Origin of the sequence: Pseudodesulfovibrio sp., assembly GCF_028692895.1 — a bacterium.
Classification (GTDB): Bacteria; Desulfobacterota; Desulfovibrionia; order Desulfovibrionales; family Desulfovibrionaceae; genus Pseudodesulfovibrio.
Map to the genome: position 1 here is coordinate 15,678 of NZ_JAQUWN010000026.1, position 21,470 is coordinate 37,147.

Genomic DNA, 21,470 nt, shown 5'->3' on the forward strand with positions numbered 1-21,470 from the left:
CGTTAACGATGGGCTCTCCGAAAGAGACCCCCAGGAAGTGGGGCGATAGCTTTGCTACGCCCCCTTCCTTCGGGGATGTGGTTTTTGACAGGGTTTTCCGGGGCGTGGCCTACGCCTTCACCGTGCTGACCATACTGGTCCTCGCCTACATCGTCTTCGAGATCGGCGGCAAGGCGCTGCCCGCGGTGAAGGAGTACGGCATGCAACTGCTTTCCTCCTCGGACTGGAACGTGAACCGGAAGGTTTACGGCATCCTGCCCGAAATATGGGGAACGCTCTACAGCTCGCTCTTCGCCCTGGCCGTGGGCGGCGTATTCGGCGTCGCCATCGCCATCTTCCTCACCCAGGACTTCCTTCCCCACAAGGTCGAGATCGTCCTCAAGAACATCATCGAGATGCTGGCGGCCATCCCCAGCGTCGTCTACGGGCTGTGGGGCATTTTCGTGCTCATCCCCATCATCCGGCCCCTGGCCGATTTCCTGCACGAGTACCTGGGCTGGATTCCGTTCTTCGGGACCAAGCTCAACGGCCCGGGCCTGTTTCCGGCCTCGCTGGTCCTGTCGATCATGATTCTGCCCACTGTGGCGGCGGTGTCCCAGGACGCGTTCCGGGCCATTCCGCTCAAGACCAAGGAGGCGGTCTACGGCATGGGCACCACCCGCTGGGAGGCCATCCTCCGGGTCATGCTGCCCACCGCCTCGGGCGGCATCTTCGGCGCGCTGGTCCTCGGCTTCGGCCGGGCGCTGGGCGAGACCATGGCCCTGGCCATGCTTGTCGGCAACTCGAACCAGATTTCCCTTTCGCTCTTTTCTCCGGCCAACACCCTGGCCGCGCTCCTGGCCCTCAACTTCCCGGAAGCGGGACCCATGGAGGTCCAGGTGCTGATGTTCGCGGCCATCGTCCTGCTGGTGATAACCCTCGTGGTCAACGTCATCGGCCAGCTCATCATCAACTTCACCCGGCCGGGAGGGGCGAGATGACCGCCAGGCAAGTCGACAACGAGCTCCGCAAGCCGAGCTTCGAGAAGAATCCCTACGAGCGCCGGGCCCTCCAGTCCTACGTCCTGAGCACCCTCACCGTGGGCATGGCGATCCTGGCCTGCTTCCCGCTCTTCTCCGTCATATTGATGCTCCTGTACCGGGGCGGCCAGCGGCTGGCGCTGACGGTGTTCTATTCCCTGCCCCCCACGGCCTTCGAGGACGGCGGCGGGTTCGGCAACGCCATCCTTGGCACGCTGTTCATGGTCGGCCTGGCCGGGCTCATCAGCATTCCCTTCGGCATCCTGGCGGCCATTTTCCTGGCCGAGCTTGGGCCGCACCGCAAGCTCTCCCAGGCGGCCCGGTTCTGCGCCAAGACGCTGACCGGCCTGCCCTCGATCCTGGCGGGCGTGTTCGCCTACGCCTCGGTGGTCCTGGTCATGGGCCACTACTCGGCCTGGGCGGGCGGCATCGCGCTCTCGCTGCTCATGATCCCCATCGTCATGCTCACGGCCGAGGAGGCCATCAAGATGGTCCCGCGCGGCATGAAGGAGGCGGCCTACGGCATGGGCTGCACCCCGGCCCAGGCCATGATGAAGGTCTCGCTGCCCGTGGCCATGCCCGGCATCATTACCGGCGTGTTCCTGGCCGTGGCCCGCGCCGCGGGCGAGACCGCGCCGCTGCTCTTCACGGCCCTGTTCAGCGACTACTGGCTGGAGGTCAACCAGCCCACGGCCTCCCTCGCCGTGCTTATCTACAACTACTCGGGCAGTCCCTTCGCCAACCTGATCGAGCTGGCCTGGAGCGCCTCCCTGGTGCTCGTCCTCCTCGTCCTGGTGCTGAACATCGCCAGCCGCCTCATCGGCCAGCGCAACAAGTAATCGTTTCATCCTTCAATGGAGTCGCAAAACACTATGGATACCGTCGCCAACACGGCCGAAGCGTACGCCCCCGCCGCCTGCCGGGACAATGACGTCATCCTGGACTGCCGGGTGGACAACATCTACTACGGGGATTTCCTGGCGGTCCGCGACAGCCGGGTGCCCATCTGCCGCAACGAGATCACCGGGTTCATCGGTCCCTCGGGCTGCGGCAAGAGCACGGTGCTGCGCAGCATCAACCGCATGAACGACCTCATCCGGAGTTTCCGGTTCGAGGGCAGCGTGCATTATCACGGCATCGACATGTACGGCCCCAAGGTGGACCCGGTGGTGGTCCGCCGCCACATCGGCATGGTCTTTCAGCAGCCCAACCCCTTCGCCCTGAGCATCTTCGAGAACGTGGCCTTCGGCCTGAGGCTCAACCGGTTCAAGGGCAACATGATGGAAAAGGTCGAAAAGGCCCTGCGCGGGGCCGCGCTCTGGGACGAGGTCAAGGACATCCTCAAGCGCAGCGGCCTCTCCCTGTCCGGCGGGCAGCAACAGCGGCTGTGCATCGCCCGGGCCATCGCCACCGAGCCGAGCGTCCTGCTCATGGACGAGCCCTGTTCCGCCCTGGACCCCATCGCCACCCGGCAGATCGAGGAGTTGATGGTCCGGCTCAAGGAAAAATACACCCTGGTCATCGTCACCCACAACATGCAGCAGGCCCTGCGCGTGGCCGACCAGACCGCGTTCTTCTCCGTGGACATCTCCCAGGGCGGGCGTACCGGCCACCTGGTGGAGATGGGCCCGACCCGGCGGCTTTTCGACGACCCGCAGGAGACGCTGACCCGGGAATACCTCCAGGGCGAATTCAGTTGATTTCGCGGCGTTGGATCATGCGAGGCGGGGCGGAGGGCTGCGGCGCTCCGGCCCGTCGCCTTTTTTGAGTGTCGGCGTGCGTCGTCCTTGTCTACCCGTTCTTTTCGGGACGGGCGAGTCCCACACCGCTTCCCGGGGCGATGAATGAGCAAGAGATATCAACTGCGACTGGACCTGATCGAGGCCTCCCTGCGGGAGGTCCAGGCCAATTTCGAGCGGATCAACGGGACGCTCAGGATGCGCCGCGAGCCCATCGCGGACGTCATCATCGAGAACCTGCTGGCGGGCTACGCCTACCTGAACGAGCTGTTGCTCAACAAGATCAACCTCGTGCGCGAGGAGAACAAGCACCACGTCCTGGAGTTGAACCAGCGGGTGCTCTGCGGCACGGACGAGATGGTCCGCTTCGAATTCGCGAACCACATGCGCCAGACGGCCATCCGCTTCTACAACCAGAGCGACTGCAACATCAGCAGGATCGTGCAGTGGAACCGCAAGCACAAGTCCGACTCCGCCTGGGAGCGGGCGGCGCGGACCTACACCTATATGCTGAGCCGCCCCCAGCTCTTCTTCGAGGGCAACCACCGCACCGGGGCCTTGCTCATGAGCGGCATCCTCGCCCACGAGGGGCTCCCGCCCTTTGTCCTGACCATCGAAAACGCCAACGCCTACTTCGACCCTTCCACCTTGGCCAAGCTCACGGAAAAGAGCTTCTTCACCAAGCTCTACAAGCTCCCGGCCATCACCAAGAATTTCACGAAATTCCTCAAGAAACAGGCCGACAAGCGGTTCCTGGAAACCGTCAAGATCTGAGCGGGCCGGGGAGGTTCTCCGGCCTTCGCTTCCGCCACGCTAGAGCCGGTACTGGTATTTGACCGTCATCGTGATGGTCCAGGACCGGCCCTTGAGGATGTCGGGGCGCTTGACCGTGCCGCTGGCGGCCTCGATGGCCCGCCGCGCGGCCGCGTCGAGCCGGGCGTCGCCCGAGGATTGCTGCATGACGATGCCTTCGAAGGTGTCGTCCGCCCGGATGCGGAACCGGTAGCGGACGTTGCCGATCAGGTCGGCGGCGTCGGCCCCCGGCGGGAGACGGCGTTGCTCCACGGCGCTGTGGACCTGGGCCAGGTACTTTTTCAGGGCCTGGCGGCGCAGCCGACGGATCACGTCCTCGTGTTCGGTCTTCTCCTCGTCCGGGACGGCTCCCTGTTCAAGCGCGAGCCCCGTGCCGCCAGCGGCGGCTGCCGAAATGTCGAAGTTCACCGGAATGACGATGGATTCGCCGGGGGGCGTCGGCGCGCCGCCCCACTTCGGCTGGAGCAGGAACCAGTGCAGGCATAGGGAAATGGCCAGGCAGGCCCAGATCGTTTGCCGGGAATTCATGGGGTCGGTCCGTTGGCCTCGTTCCTGTCGCGGGTCCGGGTGGCGATGACTAGGTTGTTGAATCCGGTCTTGCGCACCATGTCCACGATCTTCACGAACCGCTCCACCCGGGCTCCCGGCGCGGATTGCAGCAGGATGTGGTCCGGTTGCAGGGAGATGGGCCGGTCGTAGGTGTTCTGCAGCAGGTGGGAGAGGTCGTTCAGGGTGACCGGCGCGGTGTCGCAGAGGATGGCCCCGTCCTCGCGCAGCTCGATCTCCATGGACCGGCCGGTGACGGCCTTGGCCGTCTCGGCGGCGGGCAGTTCGATGTCCACGCCCTTGGCCGTGAAGACCGCCGAGACCACAAAGAAGATCAGCAGGATGAAGACGACGTCCAGGAGCGGGGTGATGTCCGGCGAGGCCGGTTTGGGCGTGCGCCGCGTGAACTCGATCATCGCCCGTCTTCCCGCCGTTCCCGCCACTGGACGGCCAGCCGCGCCGCGCGCTGCATGGCGAAGGCCGTCTTGTCGCATTGGCGGCAGAACCAGCGCTGGGCCAGCAGGGTGGGGATGGCGATGCACAGCCCGGCGGCCGTGGTCAGCAGGGCCTGCCAGATGCCGCCCGCCAGCATGGTGATGTCCACGTCGCCCGAGGCAGAGAGCCTGGAAAACGCGTTGATCATGCCGATGACCGTGCCGAGCAGTCCCATGAGCGGGGCTGCGGTCGCGGTGGTCGCCAGGAAGTCCAGCCGGGCGTTGAACTCGAACAGGACGTCCTCGCCCGCCGCCTGGATGGCCGCCTCGCTCCTGGCGGCGTCGCCGGTGCCGAAGCAGGCCCGGAAGAAGTCGAGGAAGGCCGGGGAGTTCTCCTCGGCGTCCTTGATGGCGGCCTCGCCTCCCCGGCTGCGGAACGTCTCCAGCAGGGCGTCGAGGGCGGCGGGGGCGGGAAAGCGGCGGGTGGTGAAGACCACGAACCGCTCCAGGATGACGGCCAGGGCGGCCACGGAAAGGGCCAGCAGCGGCCACATCAGGAGGCCGCCCTGTTGCAGGATGTTCATGCGTTCGCCTCCTCCAGTCCTTCCAGGACGGTCAGGTCCATGTCTTTGCCGATGGCCACCAGGAACCCCTCTTCGCCGAAGGCGTCCCCCAGGGAGGAGAGTTCGTGGCGTCCGCATACGTACTGGACCACCATGGGCTGCGGGCAGTCCGCGAGGTGGACGATTCCCTTGAGCCGGAAGACCGAGGCGGGCAGGCCGTCCAGCGCTTCAGTGAGCCGTTTTCGGTCCAGGGGCGCGGTAAAGCCGAACCGCCGGGACGTGAAGCCATCGTGATCGTGCGTGTGGTGCGTCCGGGGCGTCATGCAGGGCGGCGGACCAAGGCGCGGCTCGAACGGGTCCGGGTCATAGAGTTCGCCGGGGTTGGCGGCCCCGAAGGCGGTCTCCACAAGGACGGCGCGGGGGTTCAGCCCGCGCAGGGTGTCGCGCAGGCGCTCGCGTCCTGCCTCGTCGACCAGGTCGCACTTGTTCAGCAGGAGCGTGTCGGCCGCCGCCACCTGGTCCCGGGCTATCTCGTGGTTCTTGAGCAGGGCCGGACCGTTGGCCGCATCCACCAGGGTGGTGATCGAGTCCAGGCGGACCAGGGGCCGGAGCGTCTCCAGTTCGTTCAGGATATTGAACGGATTGGCCAGCCCGGTGGACTCCAGCACGATGACCTTGGGATTGAACCGGGCCCGGAGCTGCTGGATTCCCTTGGAAAGATTGCCCGCCAGCGTGCAGCAGACGCACCCCTCGTCCAGCTCGACGATGGCGTCGTCGCCCTCCAGCAGCTTGCCGTCCACGCCGGACTGGCCGATCTCGTTCTGGATGATGGCCACCAGTTCGTCCCTGGCCGCGTGGTATTCCAGCAACTGGTTGAGGAAGGTGGTCTTGCCCGCGCCGAGAAAGCCGCTGAGCACGATCAGTCCGGGGCGGCTGTCGAAAATCGGGGCATAGGCCGTTTCGAGGGAAAGCGCCCGCAGGTCGTGGGTTCTCCAGAATAGGGCGTGATCCAGCGGGGGCGGCAGGGTTTCCTTTTGGGCGATTCCGGCCACGGCTTCGCATTCGGCCAGGGACGGGGCGGCCAGTGTGGCCAGGGCTTCGGGGCCGCCCCAGTACAGCAGGTCGCTGGTCATGGTGACGCCGTCGTCCAGGGGCGAGCTTTCGCCGTCCCCGCCGTAAATCAGGCCGGAGCCGGGCTCCGTCCGCCTGCCGACCCGGCAGGGGGGCTCCCCGAGGCTGTTGGAGGCGGCCGCGGCCAGGACCAGCAGAAAGTCGGCGGCGATTTCGTGGGCCGGGAAGTCCTCCTCGGCCTCGCCGGGAAGGATGACCCACTGTCCTTCCGCTGTGGCCACGCCGTCTCGCGCGACGCTCAGCCTCCGGTCCGCCGCGTCCATCCGCAGGAGCAGGCCGTCCTCGCCGGGAGCCAGGCTGGCCGTCAGGTCCCCCAGGCGGAAGGGCGCGCCGCCGTCGGCCATGGCCGTGAAGCGGCGCAACGTCTCGATATAGTCCGGCCTGGCCGCGGCGAGGCTCGCGGCCAGCGACATGGTGTCGAGCAGGGGCTCGTCCGGGGCCGGGAAATAGTGGAGCCCGAGGCGTGCGTGCTGGCCCGACTCGTCGCGCCAGGTCCGTTCCGTGGCCAGGCCGTATACGCCGGGCCGGGCGCGGACCTTGAAGGTCCATCCCTGCGGGGCGCGCGGGCACACGGCCATGCCCTTCCAGCCCACCAGCCGCTTGAATTCCTTGTGCTGGCAGGCGGCCAGCAGGCAGTTGCACAGCATTTCCGGCAGGTTGACCAGCCGGTTCTCGTGGCGTTGCGTCGGCAGTACGGTGGAGAGTCGCATGGCGGTCCTCGGGGCGGCCCGGCCCGTCCCCTGAGGGGGCGGACCGGGCCTGATGGGGGGTTGAGGTGAGGAGGTTGTTGCTAACAGCCGAAGCTGATTTTATCTCCGTTGCCCAGGTAGTCCTTGGACGCCGAACGGAAGCGGGCGGTGCCGCGCACCACCGGGTATCCGGCCTCGATGAACTTCTTGGCGGTCAGGTGGCCGGTGCAGTGGTTGCAGCCGATCCGTTCGAAGCCCCACTGGCCGAGCGAGATGACGAGGTCGTCGTACTTGGGGTCCCAGTCCTCGAACGGCGAGATGTGCAGCCCGCCGTAGATGCCGTAGAACGTGTCGTTGTCGTACTTCAGGTTGGCCTGGGCGAAGTCCGCGAACTTGAGGATGCCCTGGTGGCAGCAGCCCGAGATGAGCAGCAGCCCCTTGTCCTTGATGTTGAAGGCCAGGGAGGTCTCGCCGAACACGCGGTTGATGATGGGCACGTCGAACTTGAGCAGGGCCATGCCGGGGATGATCTCGGTGATGGGCTTGTCCACGATGGTCAGCTCGCCCTTGTAGCCGCTATCCTTGATGTACTGGAGACCCTCCTTGTAGAAGCCGTCGTGCACGTACAGGGGAATGCGGTTGTCGTACTTGACGGTGACGGGCAGGCCCCAGAAGTGGTCCCAGTGCTCATGCGAGATGAACAGGGCCTCGATCTGCTGCTCCTCAAGCATCTTGTCGATGCCTTCGCGCTTGAAGCTGTCCTCCATCCATTCGTAGGACCAGCCGGTGTCCAGCAGGTACTTGTGGACCGTTCCGTCCAGGGCCTCCACTTCGAGCAGGCAGGAGTAGCCGCCCGGGTTGTCCGGGTGCAGGGCCAGCTTCTTCTGGATTTCCCAGGCCTTTTTCAGGTCGTGGGGCAGCAGTTCCTTGATGGAGCCGATGCCCTCGCCATAGGAGCCCTTGGCCGAGCCCTTGCCGTTGGCGAAGGGGGCCCAGTTCAGGGTGTACTGGTTGACCAGCAGCCCGCCCGCCTCGTGGATGTCGCCGATGAGATGGGCGTTGTTGAACCAGCTCGTTTCCGAGATGTTGGTCACGCGCACGCTGCGGCAGGCGCCGAAGTCCTGCAGCTTGCGCTCGGCCTTGGGCAGGCGGCCGTAGGCGGAGGAGGTGTAGGAGTACACGCCCATGCTGGCGAAAGCTCCGGCCACCAGGCCCGTGGCGGCGCCCTTCACGAAGTCGCGCCGGCTGATATCCTTTTTCTCGTTGCTCATAGTCTTCTCCTTGTTGCTGCGCCTACTTGATGACGGTGAAGTTGGCGCCGATCCACGGCAGGGCATTGATGATGCCAATGTACAGCACCACGCCTGCGCACAGGCCGACGGCCAGGCCCTTGGCCAGGCCCGGGTTCCATTTGACGTCGTGGGCCACGATCTCTTCCTGGACCTCTTCGAGTTCGCTTTCGGTCTTGGGCACGGCCTTCCAGCCCGGCCAGCCGTCCATGAACCAGACGTTGATCAGGAAGATGTTGATAAGCCAGATCATGGGGATCATGGGGAACTGCTGCGGGTGGGAGAAGCCCTTCTGGGTCCCCAGGAACAGGTGGGAGGTCTTGTAGTAGACGATGTAGACGACGGCGGCCATGGCGGCGGTCAGCAGGGTGCGGATGCAGACGTTGACCGGGCGGCTGAACTTGGTCGGCCAGTTGTTGCAGTAGAATGCCAGGTACAGGGACGGGACCAGCCAGAAGATGGCCATCTCGCCCACGTGCAGCCAGCGCCAGTCGGGAGCCATCAGGCGGCGGGTGCCCCGGATGGTTTCGCCCCAGACCAGGTCCTGGGCGTAGTAGAGGAAGAAGCACAGGGCCACGGCGATGGCGATGATGCCGAAGAAGGAAGTGATTCGGCGCAGGGCGTTGTTCTTGATGAGGTTGAAGGGATAGCGCTCCCAAATGGTCTCGAAGAGCCAGACCACCACGGTGCAGCACATGATCCAGGCGATGTGGAAGTTGCCGGAAACCGTGTTGGCGAACTGTTCCCAGTAGGGCGGGCAGATGGCCGTGAACTTCTGCCAGGGGTAGAAGAGGATGGCCATGTGCGAATGCATGGTCAGGAAGTAGACGATCATGCTCAGGAAGAAGGTGACCACCGCGATGGTGACGCCCCGCGCGGGCTGCGCGAGCTTCTGCCAGGGCGCGTTCTCGCAGGCCACCACCCAGCTGGGGGAGATCCAGGACGCGATGGCCGCGAACATCATGATGGCCTCGGCCGCGTATTCGATGGAGTAGAAGTCGGTGATGCCCATGGCCTCCAGCCGACTCGGGTCGAAATAGGCGATGCCGAAGTTGCCGAGAATCTCGACGAAGAAGCCCTTGATGAGGATTATCATGGCGGCCACGCTCACCAGGGTGAGCACTCCGCCCTTGACCAGGGGATGGGTTTTTTCCAGCCAGGACCGCTTGAAAGGCCAGAAATCGAAGATGTAGGCGACCCAGATGAAGAGGATCAGCAGCCAGCGGCAGACCATGTAGCCCACGTAGGGGGTGTACATGCGCATCAGACCGCGCGGGTCCTGAAAAATCCACCAGGTGGCGTAGAAAAACGCGAAGATGAGGATGGTGTTCACCAGAGCCGGAATCGGTCCGCTCCAGCGTTTTACCAGCTTCCGACTCTCAAGGTAGCTGACATTACTGTTGTCCATGTTGCACTCCTACCGAGTTGGCCGGACGGGGGGGTGATCGGTCCCCGGGTCCAGTCCCGCTCATTACAGTGTGGTTGAAGGTTCCGATTCCGAAATCAGGGTTTCCAGTTGCCCGGGTGTGACAGTCGCCGGATCAATGCCGAGAGCCATGGCGCGGAGGAAACGTTCGTTTTCCGAGAGAGGCGGCCTGGGCCGCTCCTCGGCTGGAACGTTCGCAACATCCTTCCGCCCTCGACTCCCGAAGGGAATGAACCGGCAAAAAAGTTCTCTTCTTTTCATGGCATGGCTCCCGGCGTCCGCGCGAAACGGACTAGCCTTCGGGCAGCGCCAGTTTGGCGAAGACCTGCATGCACCGCTCGGCCAGCTCCTCGACCGATTCGGGCTGCCCGTTCTTCAGGGTGTGGAACAGCTCCACATGAAAGGCGAAGAGGGAGTCCTTCTGGACCTCGGAGAGGCCTCCCTCCTGGCTCTCCAGCTTTTCCGAGGCCAGGGCCAGCTCCTTGAGCAGCAGTTGCAGGTAGTCGTTGTCCGCAATCTCGGCCAGGACGATGTAAAAGGAGATGTAGCGGTTGGCGATGGTGGGCAGGTCCGATTTGACGATGGCCTGGCTGAGGTTGATCGTGGCGTCCTCCAGCTTGGCGATGTGGCTGGCGGTGAGGCTTGAGGCCTGGGAACGGGCCAGCGGGGGCGCCACCAGGGCCAGGGTCTCCACCAGTTGCCTGCGGGCCGCCGGGTTGCGGCGGGTGCGGAGCATCTCCCAGTTGACCTGGCCTTCCTTGCTTTTCAGGTAGCAACCGCTTTTCCCCCGGATTTCCAGGTAGCCCATGGATTCCAGGTTGCAGAGCGCCTCCCGCACGGTGTTGCGGGAGGTGTTGAACATCTCGGCCAACCGGCGCTCGCCGGGCAGCTTGTCCCCCACGGAGAAGGGGCCGCCCTTGAGCATGGTCACCAACTTGCGACAGAGAAGCGGACGTTGAGCTGTTGTGGTCATATCTGGTCCAACCAGTTTGATGTTGAATGCCGTGTTGTTATCCTTTGATCTCGTATTAAGGCGATGACAAGAAGTGTGGCAAGGGAAATTGCGAGAATATGCACAAAACTGGTCCAGCCAGATTGTATGTATTTTTGTGGAATGGAGGCGAAATCTCGCAGTAATTAGCTGATATTGCGAATTAATAAAAAACGAAACATTGGTGTCGGCAAGGGCTCAAACAAAGACGCCCCGGCGCATGGCCGGGGCGAAAGGAGCGGTTTTCAGTGATGTGGTTGGACCAGTGTCAACGGCTGGTTTGCAGGCAGCGTTCCAAGTGGGCCAGGAAGTCCTGGTGCAGGCCCAGCAGGGGGGCGTCGGAGTCCGGGTCGTAGCTGTCGGGCTCTGCCGCGCAGAAGATCAGCACGTAGGTCAGGACGTCGTCCACGAAGAAGGGCGTGGCGTAGTAGGAACGGATGCCGCGCGGGATGAACAGGGCCCAGTCGATGGCCTTGATGCTCTTGGAGGTGTCCACCACCACATGGTTGGCCTGGCCGAGGCGCACGATGCTTTCGGCGATGGACCCTTCGTAGGGATGAACGAAATCCTCGGGATCGGTCTCGAACGGGGCGCCCACGCCGGTGACGGCCACCACGTTCTTGGAGATGAAGATGCGCGAGAGCAGGATGGCGCTGGTGGGCGACTCCTTGGGCAGGGCCTTGAGCAGGGCGCGCAGCAGGGAGCGCACCGAGGTGCACCGCTTGAGGGACTTGAGGGAGAAGCGGGGGGCGACGGTCTCGTTGCCGCGCACGGGCACGCCCCGGCAGGTGGTGCAGTCGTTGCGGTGGGAGAGGACTATCCAGAGCAGGTTCTCCTCGTTGCGGGCGATGGCCTGGATGCGGGCCGAGCATTGGTGGCACCGCCCCATGGCGTCGGTGATGCGCAGGTGGCCGCTCCAGTTGTCGGAAAAGATGAGCCCTTCGTAGACCTGGAGGAGATCGGTGTCCGTATTGTTCCGGAACAGGTCATGCAGGCTGATGCCTCCGAGGTCCTGACCTTCGTAGCCCAGCATATGCCTGGCCGCGGTGTTGGCCAGGTAGACCGTGCGGTCCACGAAGCGCACCAGCAGCACGGGGGCGTTCATCATCTCGATCTTGGTGGAGAGCTTGGGGCGACCGGCCGAGGCCAGGATGGAGTTGACGTGGCCGGTGATGTCCATGAGGACGCCCACGGAGCTGGTCGGGTGGACCGGGTCGGGCATGGACATGAGTTTGAACCATTTGGCCAGGCCGTTCTGCTGGCGGACCCGGAAGGAGCAGGCGGTGCTGCGACGCCCCAGGATCAACTGGTGGCTGTGCTGGAAGGTCTCCAGGTCCTCGGGCACGACGACTTCCCTGGCGAGGTGGGGGTTTTGCAGGATGGTCCTGACCTTTTCCCCTTCGGGCGAGGCCGCGTACTTGTTGAGAAAGGTGATGTCGTTGCCCGCGATGTCGATGCGCCAGACGATGCCCGGAAGGTTTTCCAGGTAGCGGGAGAGCACGGTCTCTTCGGGAAAAATGTCCTTGTTGCTTGCGGAATCCGGCATGAACGACCTTTGAATGCGGTATTGGTGGCTTTGCTGGCCGATTCTTAACGCTTTTTGAGAACGATTGGCAAATAGGAATTGGCTGGCCCGACCAAAACGGCCGGAGGATCAGGCAGGGTGTTCGGCTGTCGGAGCCCGGATTCAGGGCGACGCCGCATCAGGTGGGGATATCGAGCCTTTCAACTATTTGCTGCGCCGTCTGATGTTGTAGACGCCGCGCCCTTCCGCCACGGGCGTGTCCGGCTCGCCTTCCGACCAGATGACGACATGGGCGTTGCCGACCTTGTTTCCCAGCAGCCGGACCTTGGCTTCCGCGTAGAGATCGCGGGCCGCCGCGGGCCGGAGGTAGTCGACGCTGAGCGTGATCGTGGCCACGAAGTCGCTACGCTCACAGCGGGTCCAGACGGCGAATCCGCCGCAGATGTCGGCGAGGGTGGAGATGACCCCGCCATGAATCATCGCGCTTTCGGCGTGGCCGATCAGGTCCTCCTTGAAGGGGATGTACAGCCTGACCGAGTCCTCTCCGATCTTGTCGACCTTGACGCCGAGGTATTTGTGAAACGGGAATCCGGTTTCGATGAATTCTTCTATGGGCATGTTTTTTCTCATTGCGCTTTCAAAAAAAGCAAGCTGTCGTGGACAGCTTGCTTCTTGGTACCCGGGGCGGGAATCGAACCCGCACAGACCAAGGTCCGAGGGATTTTAAGTCCCTTGCGTCTACCAGTTCCGCCACCCGGGCATTGACGGGATTTGGTTAGCCGCTCGGGGGCGGCGCGTCAATGGGTTTCGCCCGCCGCCGCCCGCCGGGCCGTCATTTCAGGGCGTCGAGATAGTTGCGGTAGAGCCTCGGGCTGACGCGGGAATAGTGGTCGAAGTCCGAGACGATCTCCAGGCCGGGGACGATGGCCCGGACCACCGGGATGCCCAGGTCGGCGCGGGTCAGGTCCGCGTAGGCCGGGCGGTAGCCGTTGGCCAGGAGCGTCCGCTCCAGGACCATGAGGTCGCCCTCGGCGCTGCCGGTGGAGAGGTCGGGCAGGTCCTCCAGGCGGCGGGTTGGCAGGCCTTCGGGCGCGGGGGAGCTGGCCGGGCCGGGGTAGGGGTAGGCCGTCTCGGTCATGGCAGAGACCACGGCCCGGCGGCCGTCCAGCGAGCAGCCGCCGCCCTTGTTGACGTCGCCCAGACGGCCCAGGACCACCGACTTGTAGCAGGGCACGCCCAGCTCCGTGGTCACGTCCTGGAACCAGACGTCGATGCCGTCGGCGCGGTAGTTGGCCAGGAGCGGGCCGATGACCGGGTCGTCCGTCTCCAGGCGGAAGCAGCGGCGCGGGTCGTAGGGCACCGTTGCGTCGGCGTCGCGCTCCAGGACCTCGGTCAGGGCAGCCACCTTGGCCTCGGCCATGGTGTTGCCCGAGGCGAGCCCGGTGGAGCCCAGGGCCGAAAACAGATTTTGCTCGTCCAGGTTGCAGAACAGGAACACGAGCTGGGCCGGGATGAGCACCGGAACCGAGCCGCCGTCGCCGTCCGGGGCGTGGCCCTCGAACCAGTGGAGCCGCTGGCCCGCGTAGGGCGCCTCCAGCCGGACCCGGCCGAGGTCCAGGTGTTCGGCGGCGAGCTCGTCCTGGGCCGCGCAGGTCAACGGATAGTCGCGGGCGTAGCCGAGCACGCCCTTGGGCCCGAAGGAGGCGTAGGAGGAAAAGCGCTCCGCCATCTCCATGGCGCAGGAGGTGTCGGCCTGGACGCGGGAGAGGCCCCGGCCGTAGCTGGTCTGGATGCCCTCCAGGCCGTTGGACAGGCGGCCGTTGACGGACCTCGTCTTGACCATCCAGTGGCGCAGGCTGCCGATGGGCGAGAGCGAGGCCTTGTGGGCCATGACCGGGCCGAGGAAGGCGTCCGCCTTGTCCAGGGCGCGGAAGGCGCGGTCCAGGGTCTCCTCCAGGGGGCAGCGCTCCTTGGCGGGCGGCAGCTTGTCCGCGAGCCCGGCGCGCGCCTCGGCGGCCGTGACCGCCTCCCGGCGCGGCAGGTCCGCCTCGTCGTAGAGGGGCGGGAGGCCCATGGCGTCCGGGTGGATGAGCGGGTGCAGGGAGAAGAGGTTGTCCGCGAACATGGCGATCCAGCGGTTGTGGGCCGCCTGGTCAGGCAGCAGGCGGGAGCGGATGTGGACGGCCGGGGTGTGGTCGATGAGCCCGGCGGGAGCGAGCCCGTCGAAGAGCGGCAGGAGCTGGCGCTGGCGCTCGTGGCAGAGGCACGCCTCGTACATGACGGCGGTCAGCACCGGGTCGGACGCGCCGTTGTCGCGCATGACCTCCTCGATGAGCTTCTTGAGCTTGCGGGTGCGGAAATCCTTGAACCCCTGGAGCACGAACTCGTGCATGTAGTCGTCATAGGGATGGCGGCGGAGATGGTCGGTCATCTCGTTGAAGCTCAGGTTGGGCTCGGGCAGCGCCGCGAACATGCCCACGCCGAAGTCGGTATTCATCATCTGCAGCTTGTAGCGCATGGCCTTCCTCTGGTTTTCCCTCTTCATTTTTGCCCGATTACCCCGTAATACGGACGGGGTGGCGGGGACCCGGCGATACGCTATGGCATTACACCGTTGAACACAAGGCCCGGCCTGCCGGGCGGGCGGCGCATGGAACAGCACGGCGAAAAACGGTCCGTCTCCCGGACGATGATCCTCAAGTTCGCGCTGGCCTTCGGGCTGCTCGGCGCGCTCTCCTTCGCCATGGAGCACTGGGGCGAGGGGTACATGACCCGGCTGACGGCCTGGGTGGCCGCCCAGGGCGGCCTGGGGCCGGTCCTGTTCATCGCCCTCAACGCGCTGATGACCATGCTGCTGGTGCCCCAGGTCCTGTTCACCGTGGCGGCCGGGGCGCTCTTCGGCTGGAAGTTCGGCGCGGCCTACGCCTCGGTCGGCATGACCATCGGCGCGGTGGGCGCGTTCCTCCTGGCCCGATACGGCGTGCGCGACCGGCTCCGGGCCCGATACCGCGACAATTCCATCTACAGGCGGATGCAGAAGCTCAGCCGCTCCCACCCCCTGCACCTCATTTCGCTCAGCCGGGTCATCCCGGTCCTGCCCTTTCCGGTGACCAGCTACCTGCTGGGCATCACCGAGGTCCGCTCCCTGCCCTACGCGTTCCTGTCCTGGGTGTGCATGCTGCCCGAAACGCTCTTCCTGGCCTCGGGCGGGCACTTGCTCAACGCCGGGGTCACGGGCCGAACCTCGGCCGAGGCGGCGGTGGTCCTGGTCGCGGCCGGGGCGGCCGTGGCCGTGGTGGTCCACCGGATCAAGAAGAAGTTGCTGGAGGAAGGGGAGGGGGACTAGCTCCCGACGGATTGCGCCAAATCCGCCACAAGGGGAATCAGGGCGCGCCCCACGGCCTCGACGCCCGCCGTGTTGGGATGGGTTCCGTCCATCAGGGTCAGGTCGCTGTTGCCGAAGTAGGGCGCGAGGATGTCCGGAAACAGGGGCAGGCCGTAGCGTTCCGCCAGGGCCGGGAAGATCGCCTCGAAGCGGCGGCGGTAGCCGTCGTCCGGGTTGAGCAGGGCCTTGATGCCCACCAGCAGGACGGGGACGCCGCGCTCCCGGAAGGCCTCGATGATGGCCGCGAGGTTGGCCTCCACGCGCTCCGCCGGCTCGTCCAGGAAGCAGTCGTTGGCTCCGAAGGCGACTAGGGCCGCGTCCGGGGCGTCGTCCAGCACCGCGCCCAGCCGCTCCAGGCCGTCGGCCGAGGTGTCGCCCGACACGCCGAAGTTGCGGCAGCGCGCCGCGATCCCCCGGTCGGCCAGGAGCCGCTCCAGCACGGCGGGCAGGGCTTCGTCCGGGGCCAGGCCGTAGCCTTCGGTCAGGCTGTCGCCGAAGCAGGCGATGGTGACGGGACCGGGCACGGGAGGCAGCCTAGCCGTTGATCCAGAGCTTCACCCGCGCCGATTCCTCGGCCCAGTCCCTGCTCAGCCGGAGGGCCAGGAAGTGGCCGTAGACCACGTCGAGCATATCCACGCACCGTTCGATGAGGAACATCTTCTCCAGGAATTTGGCGTCCGGGTCGTCTCCCTCCTCGTCCTTGCCCGAGACCTTGGGCGTCTTGAGGCCGGAGAGGCCGAAGTCCGAGGCGGACAGGGAGACCAGCCAGCTTTCCGCGTCCATGGTGAACAGGATCTGGGCCTTGTTCACCTTCTTGCCGTGGAGCAGGCCGGTCTTGGCCTCGCTCATTTCGCCGCCGGGGCTGGAGACCGTGGTGGTGGACTTGGTTTCGCCCTCGCCTCCCTGGACGGAGAGCTTCTGCTCCATCTGGAGGGTGAAGGTGCGGTTGTCCCTGAGCTGGAACAGCGGGCTGTCGTTGTCGGTCTTGTACCAGAGCCAGGTCAGGAAATCCTGGCCGAGAATATTGTTTTCGCGTTCGACGAGCGAGAGGTCCATGTCTTCTCCTAGACGAAAATGGTGGGGTCGAGGCTTTCCAGCCGGGGCGCGGCCTCCTCGCCCAGGGCGTCCATGGCCGCGAAGAACGGGGTCAGGGGCTCCAGGTGGAGGTCGAAGGTCAGGGCGAAGTAGTCCTCAAGCAGAGCCCGGACCTTGGCGTTGGTGGTGTCCAGGTAGACGCGGTTCGCGGGCGGGTTCCAGATGACGTCGAACACCGCCGGGACGGGCAGGGTGCGGGCGCGCAGCCGAAGCGTGACCTGCTCCTTGATCTCGCGCTTGCGGTCGCGGGAGACGAAGTTCTTGCCCTGCTCCTTGTTGCGCGCGAGTTCCTTGTTGATCTCGATGGTCAGGTGCTTCTTGAGCACTGCGGGCGAGATGCGCCGGGTGTCCAGCCGGAGCTTGAAGGCGAAGTAGGCCGCCTTCTCGGGCGGGGACTGGGTCCAGTTCACGTCCAGCATGTCGTCGATGTTGGTCCAGCCGAAGGACCGCTCGTCCGCGGTGCCGTCGATGTCGACGAAACAGGATTGTCTCAATTTTTCGGGTACCTGGCTGAGAAGTTCACTGGGGACCTCCTCAATGATCCGGTAGCGGGTCAGGCCCAGGCTGGCGGCGAGAATGCTCAACTTCGGCTCCTCTGGTTCGGCGTTGAAAACGAGAGTAACTGCGTAAAACCTCTTGCCCGGCTTGTCCAGCGCGAAGGGGGAAAATCCGCTGCCGGACCGTCTTGTCTTCTCCCGCCCGGACGGCTACATTGGCTGGAAAAAACGGAGAGAGATCATGCCGAATCAAGCGCTTGCCGATATCGTCGCCTATCTGGAGGAAGCCGCCGCCACGGTGCGCCGCCTGGAGGCGGAGGGCGAGGCCGTGCTCCGGAGCGAGGGCCAGGCCGCCTATGCGGAGAAGATGCGGGAGAAGGCCCGGTTCCTGCTCGGGCTGGCCGAGAACGGGCGGGCCCTGGCCGAGGCCGTGGGCGGCGAGGCTGGCGAGGCCGTCCACGCCCGGCTCCGGAAGTTTTCCGCCAGCGCCAAGGCCTCCCTGGGGTTCGACAGCGTGTTCTTCATGTCCGCGCTGCTCTATCCTGAAGACCACAAGCCGGGCGAGCCCAACGACCTGGAGCGGTACGCCGCGTCCCTGAGGGCCCAGCTCTAGCTATTCCGGAATCTTGAATTCCTTGTCCCGCTGGGCGTGCTTGCGCGCGGCCTGCTGCTTCTGGCCCAGCAGGACGATGGCGTGGACCGCGTCGTCCTGGGCTCGGTCCAGGTCCTCGAACACGCAGCCCACGGAGCCGCGCTCGTGATGCATGACCTTGGCCATGATCCCGGCGACCTTGGTCTCGCCATCGAGAATGAGGTCCATCTCCAGCTTGACGCCGCTTTTGATGCGCGGTTTCTCGAAGTCGAAGCCCAGGCCGGTGGCGCTGATGTTGTTTACCGGGAACTGCTTGTCCAGCCGCTTTATCAGCGTTGTCAGGCCGTCCACCTTGATGCGGATGGCGTTGCGCTTCTTGGAGTGCTCGTCCTCGCCCTTGAGGGAAATGCTGAAGCCCAGGGCGTCGGCGTTGATGGGATCGGCGGAGACCTGCTTGGACTTCTTGCGCGTCTTGGCGCCCTTGCCGGACAGGGTGAGGCCCAGGCCCGGCGCATCGGCCGGTTTTGCCCCGGCCTTCTTCTTGACCGGCTTTTTCTTTCTTGCGCCCGCGCTCGCTTCGGCAGTGGCCTTTTTCCCGGTCATCTTCGGTTTCTTCTTGCCGGGTTTGCCTTTGCCGGAAGAAAACAGGTCGGTAATGAAGGAGAAGATTCCCATGGCGTTCCGTCGATGTCTTAGGGTTGGGACTAGGCAGATGCATAGGGCAAAAATTCTGTCATGACAAGGCGGCCGAATGCGGACGGGCAAGGGGCGGAGCCCATTTTCATCGGCCGGGGGGCTTGACATTCCCTGCGGTAACGGCCAAATAACAGGGAGTTTTTCAAGTCAATAACGGGTGTGAGGAGGTTGACATGATTGGTGAACTGCTTTCCGGGATGGCGCACAGCTCCGGCCCCGGTTTTGTCGGGGTGTCCCTGATCTTCATTTATCTGGCGTGGATTCTCACCATCGGCTGCATCCGCGTGAAGGAAGCCATGAACGAGGATCACCACTAAGACGGCAACGCGGAGCCCCGGCCCCGCGTCATGAATTTCAAAAAGACCGCCTTCCTTCGGGGAGGGCGGTCTTTTTTGTTCGGATAATTTCCCGGCGGGTGTCGCGGCGGGGCCTGCCCGGGCGCCTCAGGGCCGGCAGCGGTCGTTCCGGCCTTCGAGCACCACGTCCATCAGGTATTGGCCGTAACTGTTCTGGCTCATGGCGCAGGCCAGCTTCTGCAACTGGTCCGCGTTGATGAAGCCCATGCGGTAGGCGATCTCCTCGGGGCTGGAGATGACGTAGCCCTGCCGCTCCTGCACCGCGCGCACGAAGCTGGCCGCGCCGTGGAGGGACTCGTGTGTGCCCATGTCCAGCCAGGCGTAGCCCCGGCCCAGGGTGCGGACTTCCAGGTCGCCCCGTTCGAGGTAGAGCTTGTTGATGTCCGTGATCTCCAGCTCGCCCCGGGCGGAGGGGGCCAGGGATTTGGCCACGGAAACCACGTCGTTGTCGTAGAAGTACAGGCCGGTGACCGCGTATTTCGACTTGGGCCTGGCCGGTTTCTCCTCGATGGACAGGGCGCGGTAGGCCGCGTCGAACTCCACCACGCCGTAGCGCTCCGGGTCCTTGACAAGGTAGGCGAAGACGATGCCGCCCTTTTGCAGCCTGCCGCAATCCTTGAGGATGGCCCCCAGGCCGTGGCCGTAGTAGATGTTGTCGCCCAGGACCAGGCTGACCGTGTCGGTCCCGATGAACTCCTCGCCGATGAGGAAGGCCTGGGCCAGCCCCTCGGGCCGGGGCTGGACCCGGTAGCTCAGGTTCAGGCCGAGCTGCGAGCCGTCGCCCAGCAGCTCCTCGAACCGGGGCAGGTCCCTGGGGGTGGAAATTATCAGGATGTCCCGGATGTCCGCCAGCATGAGGGTGGACAGGGGATAGTAGATCATGGGCTTGTCGTAGACCGGCAGGAGCTGCTTGCTCACCACCCGGGTCAGGGGGTGGAGGCGGGTGCCGGAACCGCCCGCCAGAATTATGCCTTTCATCGGGCCCTCGCTGGTCCTGTGATTTACTTCATCGTTGAGTTGGGGTACATCCCAACACCATATGGCATCTTGGAAACTATAGGTCCCGGACACGGGAAAAGGCAACCCGATTCAGCAAAACCGGGAGCATCAGACGGCATGAATTATCCCTATTTTCAATTTTCCGGCGGCATCTTCGCGGCCCTCCTGTTCATGGTGGCCCTCTTTTTTCTCTTCATCTTCCTGCCGGTGTCCCTGGTCACCGAGGCGTTTTCGCGCCTGGGCCTGACCCCGGTGCAGGGCTTCCTGGTCTTCATCGCCATCCTGCTCGGGCGCACGGTCAACCTGCCGGTCTACACCAGCGAGCGGCTGATCATGGTCCCGCGCCGCGGCAGCGTGCAGTTCACCATGGACGAGCACGGCCGCGCCCTGCGGATCGAGGAGGAGCCGGGCAACGAACTGAAGAAGCAGGTGGTGGCGGTCAACGTGGGCGGCTGCATCCTGCCGGTCCTGCTCAGCGCGACGTTCCTGATCGGGCTGCACGTCTCCGGCCACGCGGCCGGGGTCTACCCTTGGCTCGCCTTCGCCCTGGCCGCCGTGGCCGCGGGCTGCTACGCCATGTCCCGGCCCGATCCCTTCACCGGACTCCGGGTCCCGCTGGTCATGCCCGCCCTGATGACTTTTCTTTCGGTATTCTTTTTCGTGCCCGAGCCGCTCCGGCCGGTCACGGCCTACGTGGCCGGAACCCTGGGCACGCTCATCGGCGGCAACCTGATCCCGCTGCTCACGCCGCGCCTGCGCTCGCGCATCGGCACCCCGGAAATTTCCATCGGCGGGGCCGGGACCTTCGGCGGCGTCTTTGTGGCGGGCGTCCTGGCCGTCCTGCTGGCCTGATTCCCAAGGAGCGAACATGACCGTATGCACCATCACCCTGGAACTGGACGGCGCGGCGCCAAAGGGCGGCCGCGCGCACTGCTGCGCGGCGGGGGGCGAGATTCCGGCCGGTTGGATCGCGGCGGAAGGGCCGCTGCCCGCCCTCAAGGTCGGCGACAGGCTGGCCGGGGAGGGCGCGGAATTCACCGTCCTGTCGCTGGGCTGGCTGCCCGGCGGGGGCGCGACGGCCTCCCGGCGGAGCTGCCTGCTGGAGCCGCTGGCCGACGTCGCGCCGGGCCGGTACGCCTGCGCGGCGGAGCGCAAGGGCTACGCCCTGGCCTGGATCACCCTGAGCGACAAGGGCGCGGCGGGCAAGCGCACGGACGAGTCCGGCCCGCTCATCGGCGAGATGGCGGCCGGCCGACTGGACCTGCGCCTGGTCCAGGGGTTCATCATCCCGGACGAGCCGTCGCGGCTCAAGGCGCTCCTGGTGGAGCTGGCCCTGGGCCAGGGGTTCGACCTTGTCATGACCACGGGCGGCACCGGCGTGGGCCCGCGCGACATCACCCCGGAGGCGACCCTGGCGGTCATCGAGAAGCGGCTGCCCGGCTACGAGCGGGCCATGACCGGGGCCAGCCTGGCCAAGACCCCGCACGGCGCCATCTCCCGGGCCGTGGCCGGGACCTTGGGCGAGGCCCTGATCGTCAACATGCCCGGCAGCCCCAAGGCCGTGGCCGAGTGCCTGGAGCCCCTGCTGCCGACCCTGCGCCACACCCTGGAGAAACTGCAGGGCGATCCCTCGGATTGTGCAATTTTACGTAAATGATTCGTCGTGTTTAGGCTTGCGGGTTGAA

24 protein-coding genes and 1 tRNA gene are annotated in these 21,470 nt (G+C 65.2%); 9 read left to right on the forward strand and 16 right to left on the reverse strand.

Annotation, left to right across the window (positions count from 1 at the left end; genetic code table 11):
- The first annotated feature begins 77 nt into the window (after positions 1-77).
- The 4 genes from pstC (at position 78) to PHP91_RS08505 (ending at position 3,532) form a co-directional block, all read left to right on the forward strand.
- Positions 78-980: a phosphate ABC transporter permease subunit PstC gene (gene pstC, locus PHP91_RS08490; protein WP_300139534.1), complete on the forward strand. Its 903-nt coding sequence runs from the start codon at positions 78-80 to the stop codon at positions 978-980.
- Positions 977-1,858 carry a phosphate ABC transporter permease PstA gene (gene pstA / locus PHP91_RS08495; protein ID WP_300139536.1) on the forward strand — a complete coding sequence of 294 codons (882 nt, stop codon included), beginning with the start codon at positions 977-979 and terminating at the stop codon, positions 1,856-1,858. Before pstC ends, pstA begins: the two co-directional genes overlap by 4 nt.
- Before the next feature lie 33 nt (positions 1,859-1,891).
- Positions 1,892-2,719 (forward strand): phosphate ABC transporter ATP-binding protein PstB, encoded by an 828-nt coding sequence (gene pstB / locus PHP91_RS08500; RefSeq protein WP_300139538.1) that lies wholly within the window; start codon positions 1,892-1,894, stop codon positions 2,717-2,719.
- Positions 2,720-2,863: 144 nt separating this feature from the next.
- Positions 2,864-3,532: a hypothetical protein gene (locus tag PHP91_RS08505; protein ID WP_300139540.1), complete on the forward strand. Its 669-nt coding sequence runs from the start codon at positions 2,864-2,866 to the stop codon at positions 3,530-3,532.
- Positions 3,533-3,571: 39 nt separating this feature from the next.
- Here the strand turns inward: PHP91_RS08505 and PHP91_RS08510 are convergent, their stop codons facing one another.
- The 11 genes from PHP91_RS08510 to PHP91_RS08560 form a co-directional block, all read right to left on the reverse strand.
- Positions 3,572-4,099 carry a TonB family protein gene (locus PHP91_RS08510; protein WP_300139542.1) on the reverse strand — a complete coding sequence of 176 codons (528 nt, stop codon included), beginning with the start codon at positions 4,097-4,099 and terminating at the stop codon, positions 3,572-3,574.
- Positions 4,096-4,533 carry a biopolymer transporter ExbD gene (locus PHP91_RS08515; RefSeq protein WP_300139544.1) on the reverse strand — a complete coding sequence of 146 codons (438 nt, stop codon included), beginning with the start codon at positions 4,531-4,533 and terminating at the stop codon, positions 4,096-4,098. The genes PHP91_RS08510 and PHP91_RS08515 overlap by 4 nt, the downstream gene beginning before the upstream one ends.
- Positions 4,530-5,135, reverse strand: coding sequence for a MotA/TolQ/ExbB proton channel family protein (locus PHP91_RS08520; protein WP_300139546.1), 606 nt, complete (start codon positions 5,133-5,135; stop codon positions 4,530-4,532). The genes PHP91_RS08515 and PHP91_RS08520 overlap by 4 nt, the downstream gene beginning before the upstream one ends.
- The gene (locus PHP91_RS08525) at positions 5,132-6,955 is read right to left on the reverse strand and encodes a GTP-binding protein (protein WP_300139548.1); all 1,824 of its coding nucleotides are present in this window, start codon (positions 6,953-6,955) and stop codon (positions 5,132-5,134) included. Before PHP91_RS08525 ends, PHP91_RS08520 begins: the two co-directional genes overlap by 4 nt.
- Before the next feature lie 80 nt (positions 6,956-7,035).
- A complete protein-coding gene (locus PHP91_RS08530; RefSeq protein WP_300139550.1) occupies positions 7,036-8,205 on the reverse strand; it encodes an MBL fold metallo-hydrolase in 1,170 nt (389 codons plus the stop codon).
- Positions 8,206-8,227: 22 nt separating this feature from the next.
- Positions 8,228-9,631, reverse strand: a complete 1,404-nt coding sequence (locus PHP91_RS08535) for a hypothetical protein (protein WP_300139552.1) — start codon at positions 9,629-9,631, stop codon at positions 8,228-8,230.
- Between the two features lie 310 nt (positions 9,632-9,941).
- Positions 9,942-10,622 carry a GntR family transcriptional regulator gene (locus tag PHP91_RS08540; protein ID WP_300139554.1) on the reverse strand — a complete coding sequence of 227 codons (681 nt, stop codon included), beginning with the start codon at positions 10,620-10,622 and terminating at the stop codon, positions 9,942-9,944.
- Between the two features lie 286 nt (positions 10,623-10,908).
- Positions 10,909-12,186, reverse strand: coding sequence for a diguanylate cyclase (locus tag PHP91_RS08545; protein WP_300139556.1), 1,278 nt, complete (start codon positions 12,184-12,186; stop codon positions 10,909-10,911).
- Between the two features lie 183 nt (positions 12,187-12,369).
- A complete protein-coding gene (locus PHP91_RS08550) occupies positions 12,370-12,783 on the reverse strand; it encodes a PaaI family thioesterase (protein WP_300139558.1) in 414 nt (137 codons plus the stop codon).
- 55 nt (positions 12,784-12,838) lie between these two features.
- Positions 12,839-12,925: transfer RNA gene (locus tag PHP91_RS08555), tRNA-Leu, on the reverse strand.
- Positions 12,926-12,997: 72 nt separating this feature from the next.
- On the reverse strand, positions 12,998-14,683 hold the full coding sequence (locus PHP91_RS08560) for a YcaO-like family protein (protein ID WP_300139560.1): 1,686 nt from the start codon (positions 14,681-14,683) through the stop codon (positions 12,998-13,000).
- 132 nt (positions 14,684-14,815) lie between these two features.
- On the opposite strand from PHP91_RS08560, the gene PHP91_RS08565 reads away from it, so the two are divergent.
- Positions 14,816-15,511: a VTT domain-containing protein gene (locus tag PHP91_RS08565; RefSeq protein ID WP_300139562.1), complete on the forward strand. Its 696-nt coding sequence runs from the start codon at positions 14,816-14,818 to the stop codon at positions 15,509-15,511.
- On the opposite strand, the gene PHP91_RS08570 is transcribed toward PHP91_RS08565, so the two are convergent.
- Genes PHP91_RS08570 through rdgC form a run of 3 tightly spaced genes read right to left on the reverse strand, consistent with a single transcriptional unit; the run spans position 15,508 to position 17,229 of the window.
- Positions 15,508-16,074 (reverse strand): arylesterase, encoded by a 567-nt coding sequence (locus PHP91_RS08570; protein WP_300139564.1) that lies wholly within the window; start codon positions 16,072-16,074, stop codon positions 15,508-15,510. The two genes, PHP91_RS08565 and PHP91_RS08570, sit on opposite strands and share 4 nt — an antisense overlap.
- A 10-nt stretch (positions 16,075-16,084) precedes the next feature.
- The gene (locus PHP91_RS08575) at positions 16,085-16,606 is read right to left on the reverse strand and encodes a hypothetical protein (RefSeq protein WP_300139566.1); all 522 of its coding nucleotides are present in this window, start codon (positions 16,604-16,606) and stop codon (positions 16,085-16,087) included.
- 8 nt (positions 16,607-16,614) lie between these two features.
- On the reverse strand, positions 16,615-17,229 hold the full coding sequence (rdgC, locus tag PHP91_RS08580) for a recombination-associated protein RdgC (protein ID WP_300139568.1): 615 nt from the start codon (positions 17,227-17,229) through the stop codon (positions 16,615-16,617).
- A 154-nt stretch (positions 17,230-17,383) separates the two neighbouring features.
- Between rdgC and PHP91_RS08585 the strand changes: the two genes are divergently transcribed.
- Positions 17,384-17,755, forward strand: a complete 372-nt coding sequence (locus tag PHP91_RS08585; RefSeq protein WP_300139570.1) for a hypothetical protein — start codon at positions 17,384-17,386, stop codon at positions 17,753-17,755.
- On the opposite strand, the gene PHP91_RS08590 is transcribed toward PHP91_RS08585, so the two are convergent.
- Entirely contained in the window at positions 17,756-18,337 is a 582-nt protein-coding gene (locus PHP91_RS08590) for a PilZ domain-containing protein (protein ID WP_300139572.1), read from the reverse strand.
- A 266-nt stretch (positions 18,338-18,603) separates the two neighbouring features.
- Between PHP91_RS08590 and PHP91_RS08595 the strand changes: the two genes are divergently transcribed.
- Positions 18,604-18,747 (forward strand): hypothetical protein, encoded by a 144-nt coding sequence (locus PHP91_RS08595; protein WP_300139574.1) that lies wholly within the window; start codon positions 18,604-18,606, stop codon positions 18,745-18,747.
- A gap of 126 nt (positions 18,748-18,873) precedes the next feature.
- Here PHP91_RS08595 and rfbA read toward each other — a convergent pair whose 3' ends face one another.
- Positions 18,874-19,764: a glucose-1-phosphate thymidylyltransferase RfbA gene (rfbA, locus tag PHP91_RS08600; RefSeq protein WP_300139576.1), complete on the reverse strand. Its 891-nt coding sequence runs from the start codon at positions 19,762-19,764 to the stop codon at positions 18,874-18,876.
- 138 nt (positions 19,765-19,902) lie between these two features.
- Between rfbA and PHP91_RS08605 the strand changes: the two genes are divergently transcribed.
- Positions 19,903-20,637 (forward strand): DUF1614 domain-containing protein, encoded by a 735-nt coding sequence (locus tag PHP91_RS08605; RefSeq protein ID WP_300139578.1) that lies wholly within the window; start codon positions 19,903-19,905, stop codon positions 20,635-20,637.
- A gap of 16 nt (positions 20,638-20,653) precedes the next feature.
- On the forward strand, positions 20,654-21,442 hold the full coding sequence (locus PHP91_RS08610; protein ID WP_300139580.1) for a MogA/MoaB family molybdenum cofactor biosynthesis protein: 789 nt from the start codon (positions 20,654-20,656) through the stop codon (positions 21,440-21,442).
- The last annotated feature ends 28 nt before the right edge of the window (positions 21,443-21,470 follow it).

Bases quoted from the DNA above. Each gene is read 5' to 3' on its own strand.
- pstA (WP_300139536.1), top strand. From the start codon at position 977: ATGACCGCCAGGCAAGTCGACAACGAGCTCCGCAAGCCGAGCTTCGAG.
- pstB (WP_300139538.1), top strand. From the start codon at position 1,892: ATGGATACCGTCGCCAACACGGCCGAAGCGTACGCCCCCGCCGCCTGC.
- PHP91_RS08505 (WP_300139540.1), top strand. From the start codon at position 2,864: ATGAGCAAGAGATATCAACTGCGACTGGACCTGATCGAGGCCTCCCTG.
- PHP91_RS08510 (WP_300139542.1), bottom strand. From the start codon at position 4,099: ATGAATTCCCGGCAAACGATCTGGGCCTGCCTGGCCATTTCCCTATGC.
- PHP91_RS08515 (WP_300139544.1), bottom strand. From the start codon at position 4,533: ATGATCGAGTTCACGCGGCGCACGCCCAAACCGGCCTCGCCGGACATC.
- PHP91_RS08520 (WP_300139546.1), bottom strand. From the start codon at position 5,135: ATGAACATCCTGCAACAGGGCGGCCTCCTGATGTGGCCGCTGCTGGCC.
- PHP91_RS08525 (WP_300139548.1), bottom strand. From the start codon at position 6,955: ATGCGACTCTCCACCGTACTGCCGACGCAACGCCACGAGAACCGGCTG.
- PHP91_RS08530 (WP_300139550.1), bottom strand. From the start codon at position 8,205: ATGAGCAACGAGAAAAAGGATATCAGCCGGCGCGACTTCGTGAAGGGC.
- PHP91_RS08535 (WP_300139552.1), bottom strand. From the start codon at position 9,631: ATGGACAACAGTAATGTCAGCTACCTTGAGAGTCGGAAGCTGGTAAAA.
- PHP91_RS08540 (WP_300139554.1), bottom strand. From the start codon at position 10,622: ATGACCACAACAGCTCAACGTCCGCTTCTCTGTCGCAAGTTGGTGACC.
- PHP91_RS08545 (WP_300139556.1), bottom strand. From the start codon at position 12,186: ATGCCGGATTCCGCAAGCAACAAGGACATTTTTCCCGAAGAGACCGTG.
- PHP91_RS08550 (WP_300139558.1), bottom strand. From the start codon at position 12,783: ATGCCCATAGAAGAATTCATCGAAACCGGATTCCCGTTTCACAAATAC.
- PHP91_RS08560 (WP_300139560.1), bottom strand. From the start codon at position 14,683: ATGCGCTACAAGCTGCAGATGATGAATACCGACTTCGGCGTGGGCATG.
- PHP91_RS08565 (WP_300139562.1), top strand. From the start codon at position 14,816: ATGGAACAGCACGGCGAAAAACGGTCCGTCTCCCGGACGATGATCCTC.
- PHP91_RS08575 (WP_300139566.1), bottom strand. From the start codon at position 16,606: ATGGACCTCTCGCTCGTCGAACGCGAAAACAATATTCTCGGCCAGGAT.
- PHP91_RS08585 (WP_300139570.1), top strand. From the start codon at position 17,384: ATGCCGAATCAAGCGCTTGCCGATATCGTCGCCTATCTGGAGGAAGCC.
- PHP91_RS08590 (WP_300139572.1), bottom strand. From the start codon at position 18,337: ATGACCGGGAAAAAGGCCACTGCCGAAGCGAGCGCGGGCGCAAGAAAG.
- PHP91_RS08595 (WP_300139574.1), top strand. From the start codon at position 18,604: ATGATTGGTGAACTGCTTTCCGGGATGGCGCACAGCTCCGGCCCCGGT.
- rfbA (WP_300139576.1), bottom strand. From the start codon at position 19,764: ATGAAAGGCATAATTCTGGCGGGCGGTTCCGGCACCCGCCTCCACCCC.
- PHP91_RS08605 (WP_300139578.1), top strand. From the start codon at position 19,903: ATGAATTATCCCTATTTTCAATTTTCCGGCGGCATCTTCGCGGCCCTC.
- PHP91_RS08610 (WP_300139580.1), top strand. From the start codon at position 20,654: ATGACCGTATGCACCATCACCCTGGAACTGGACGGCGCGGCGCCAAAG.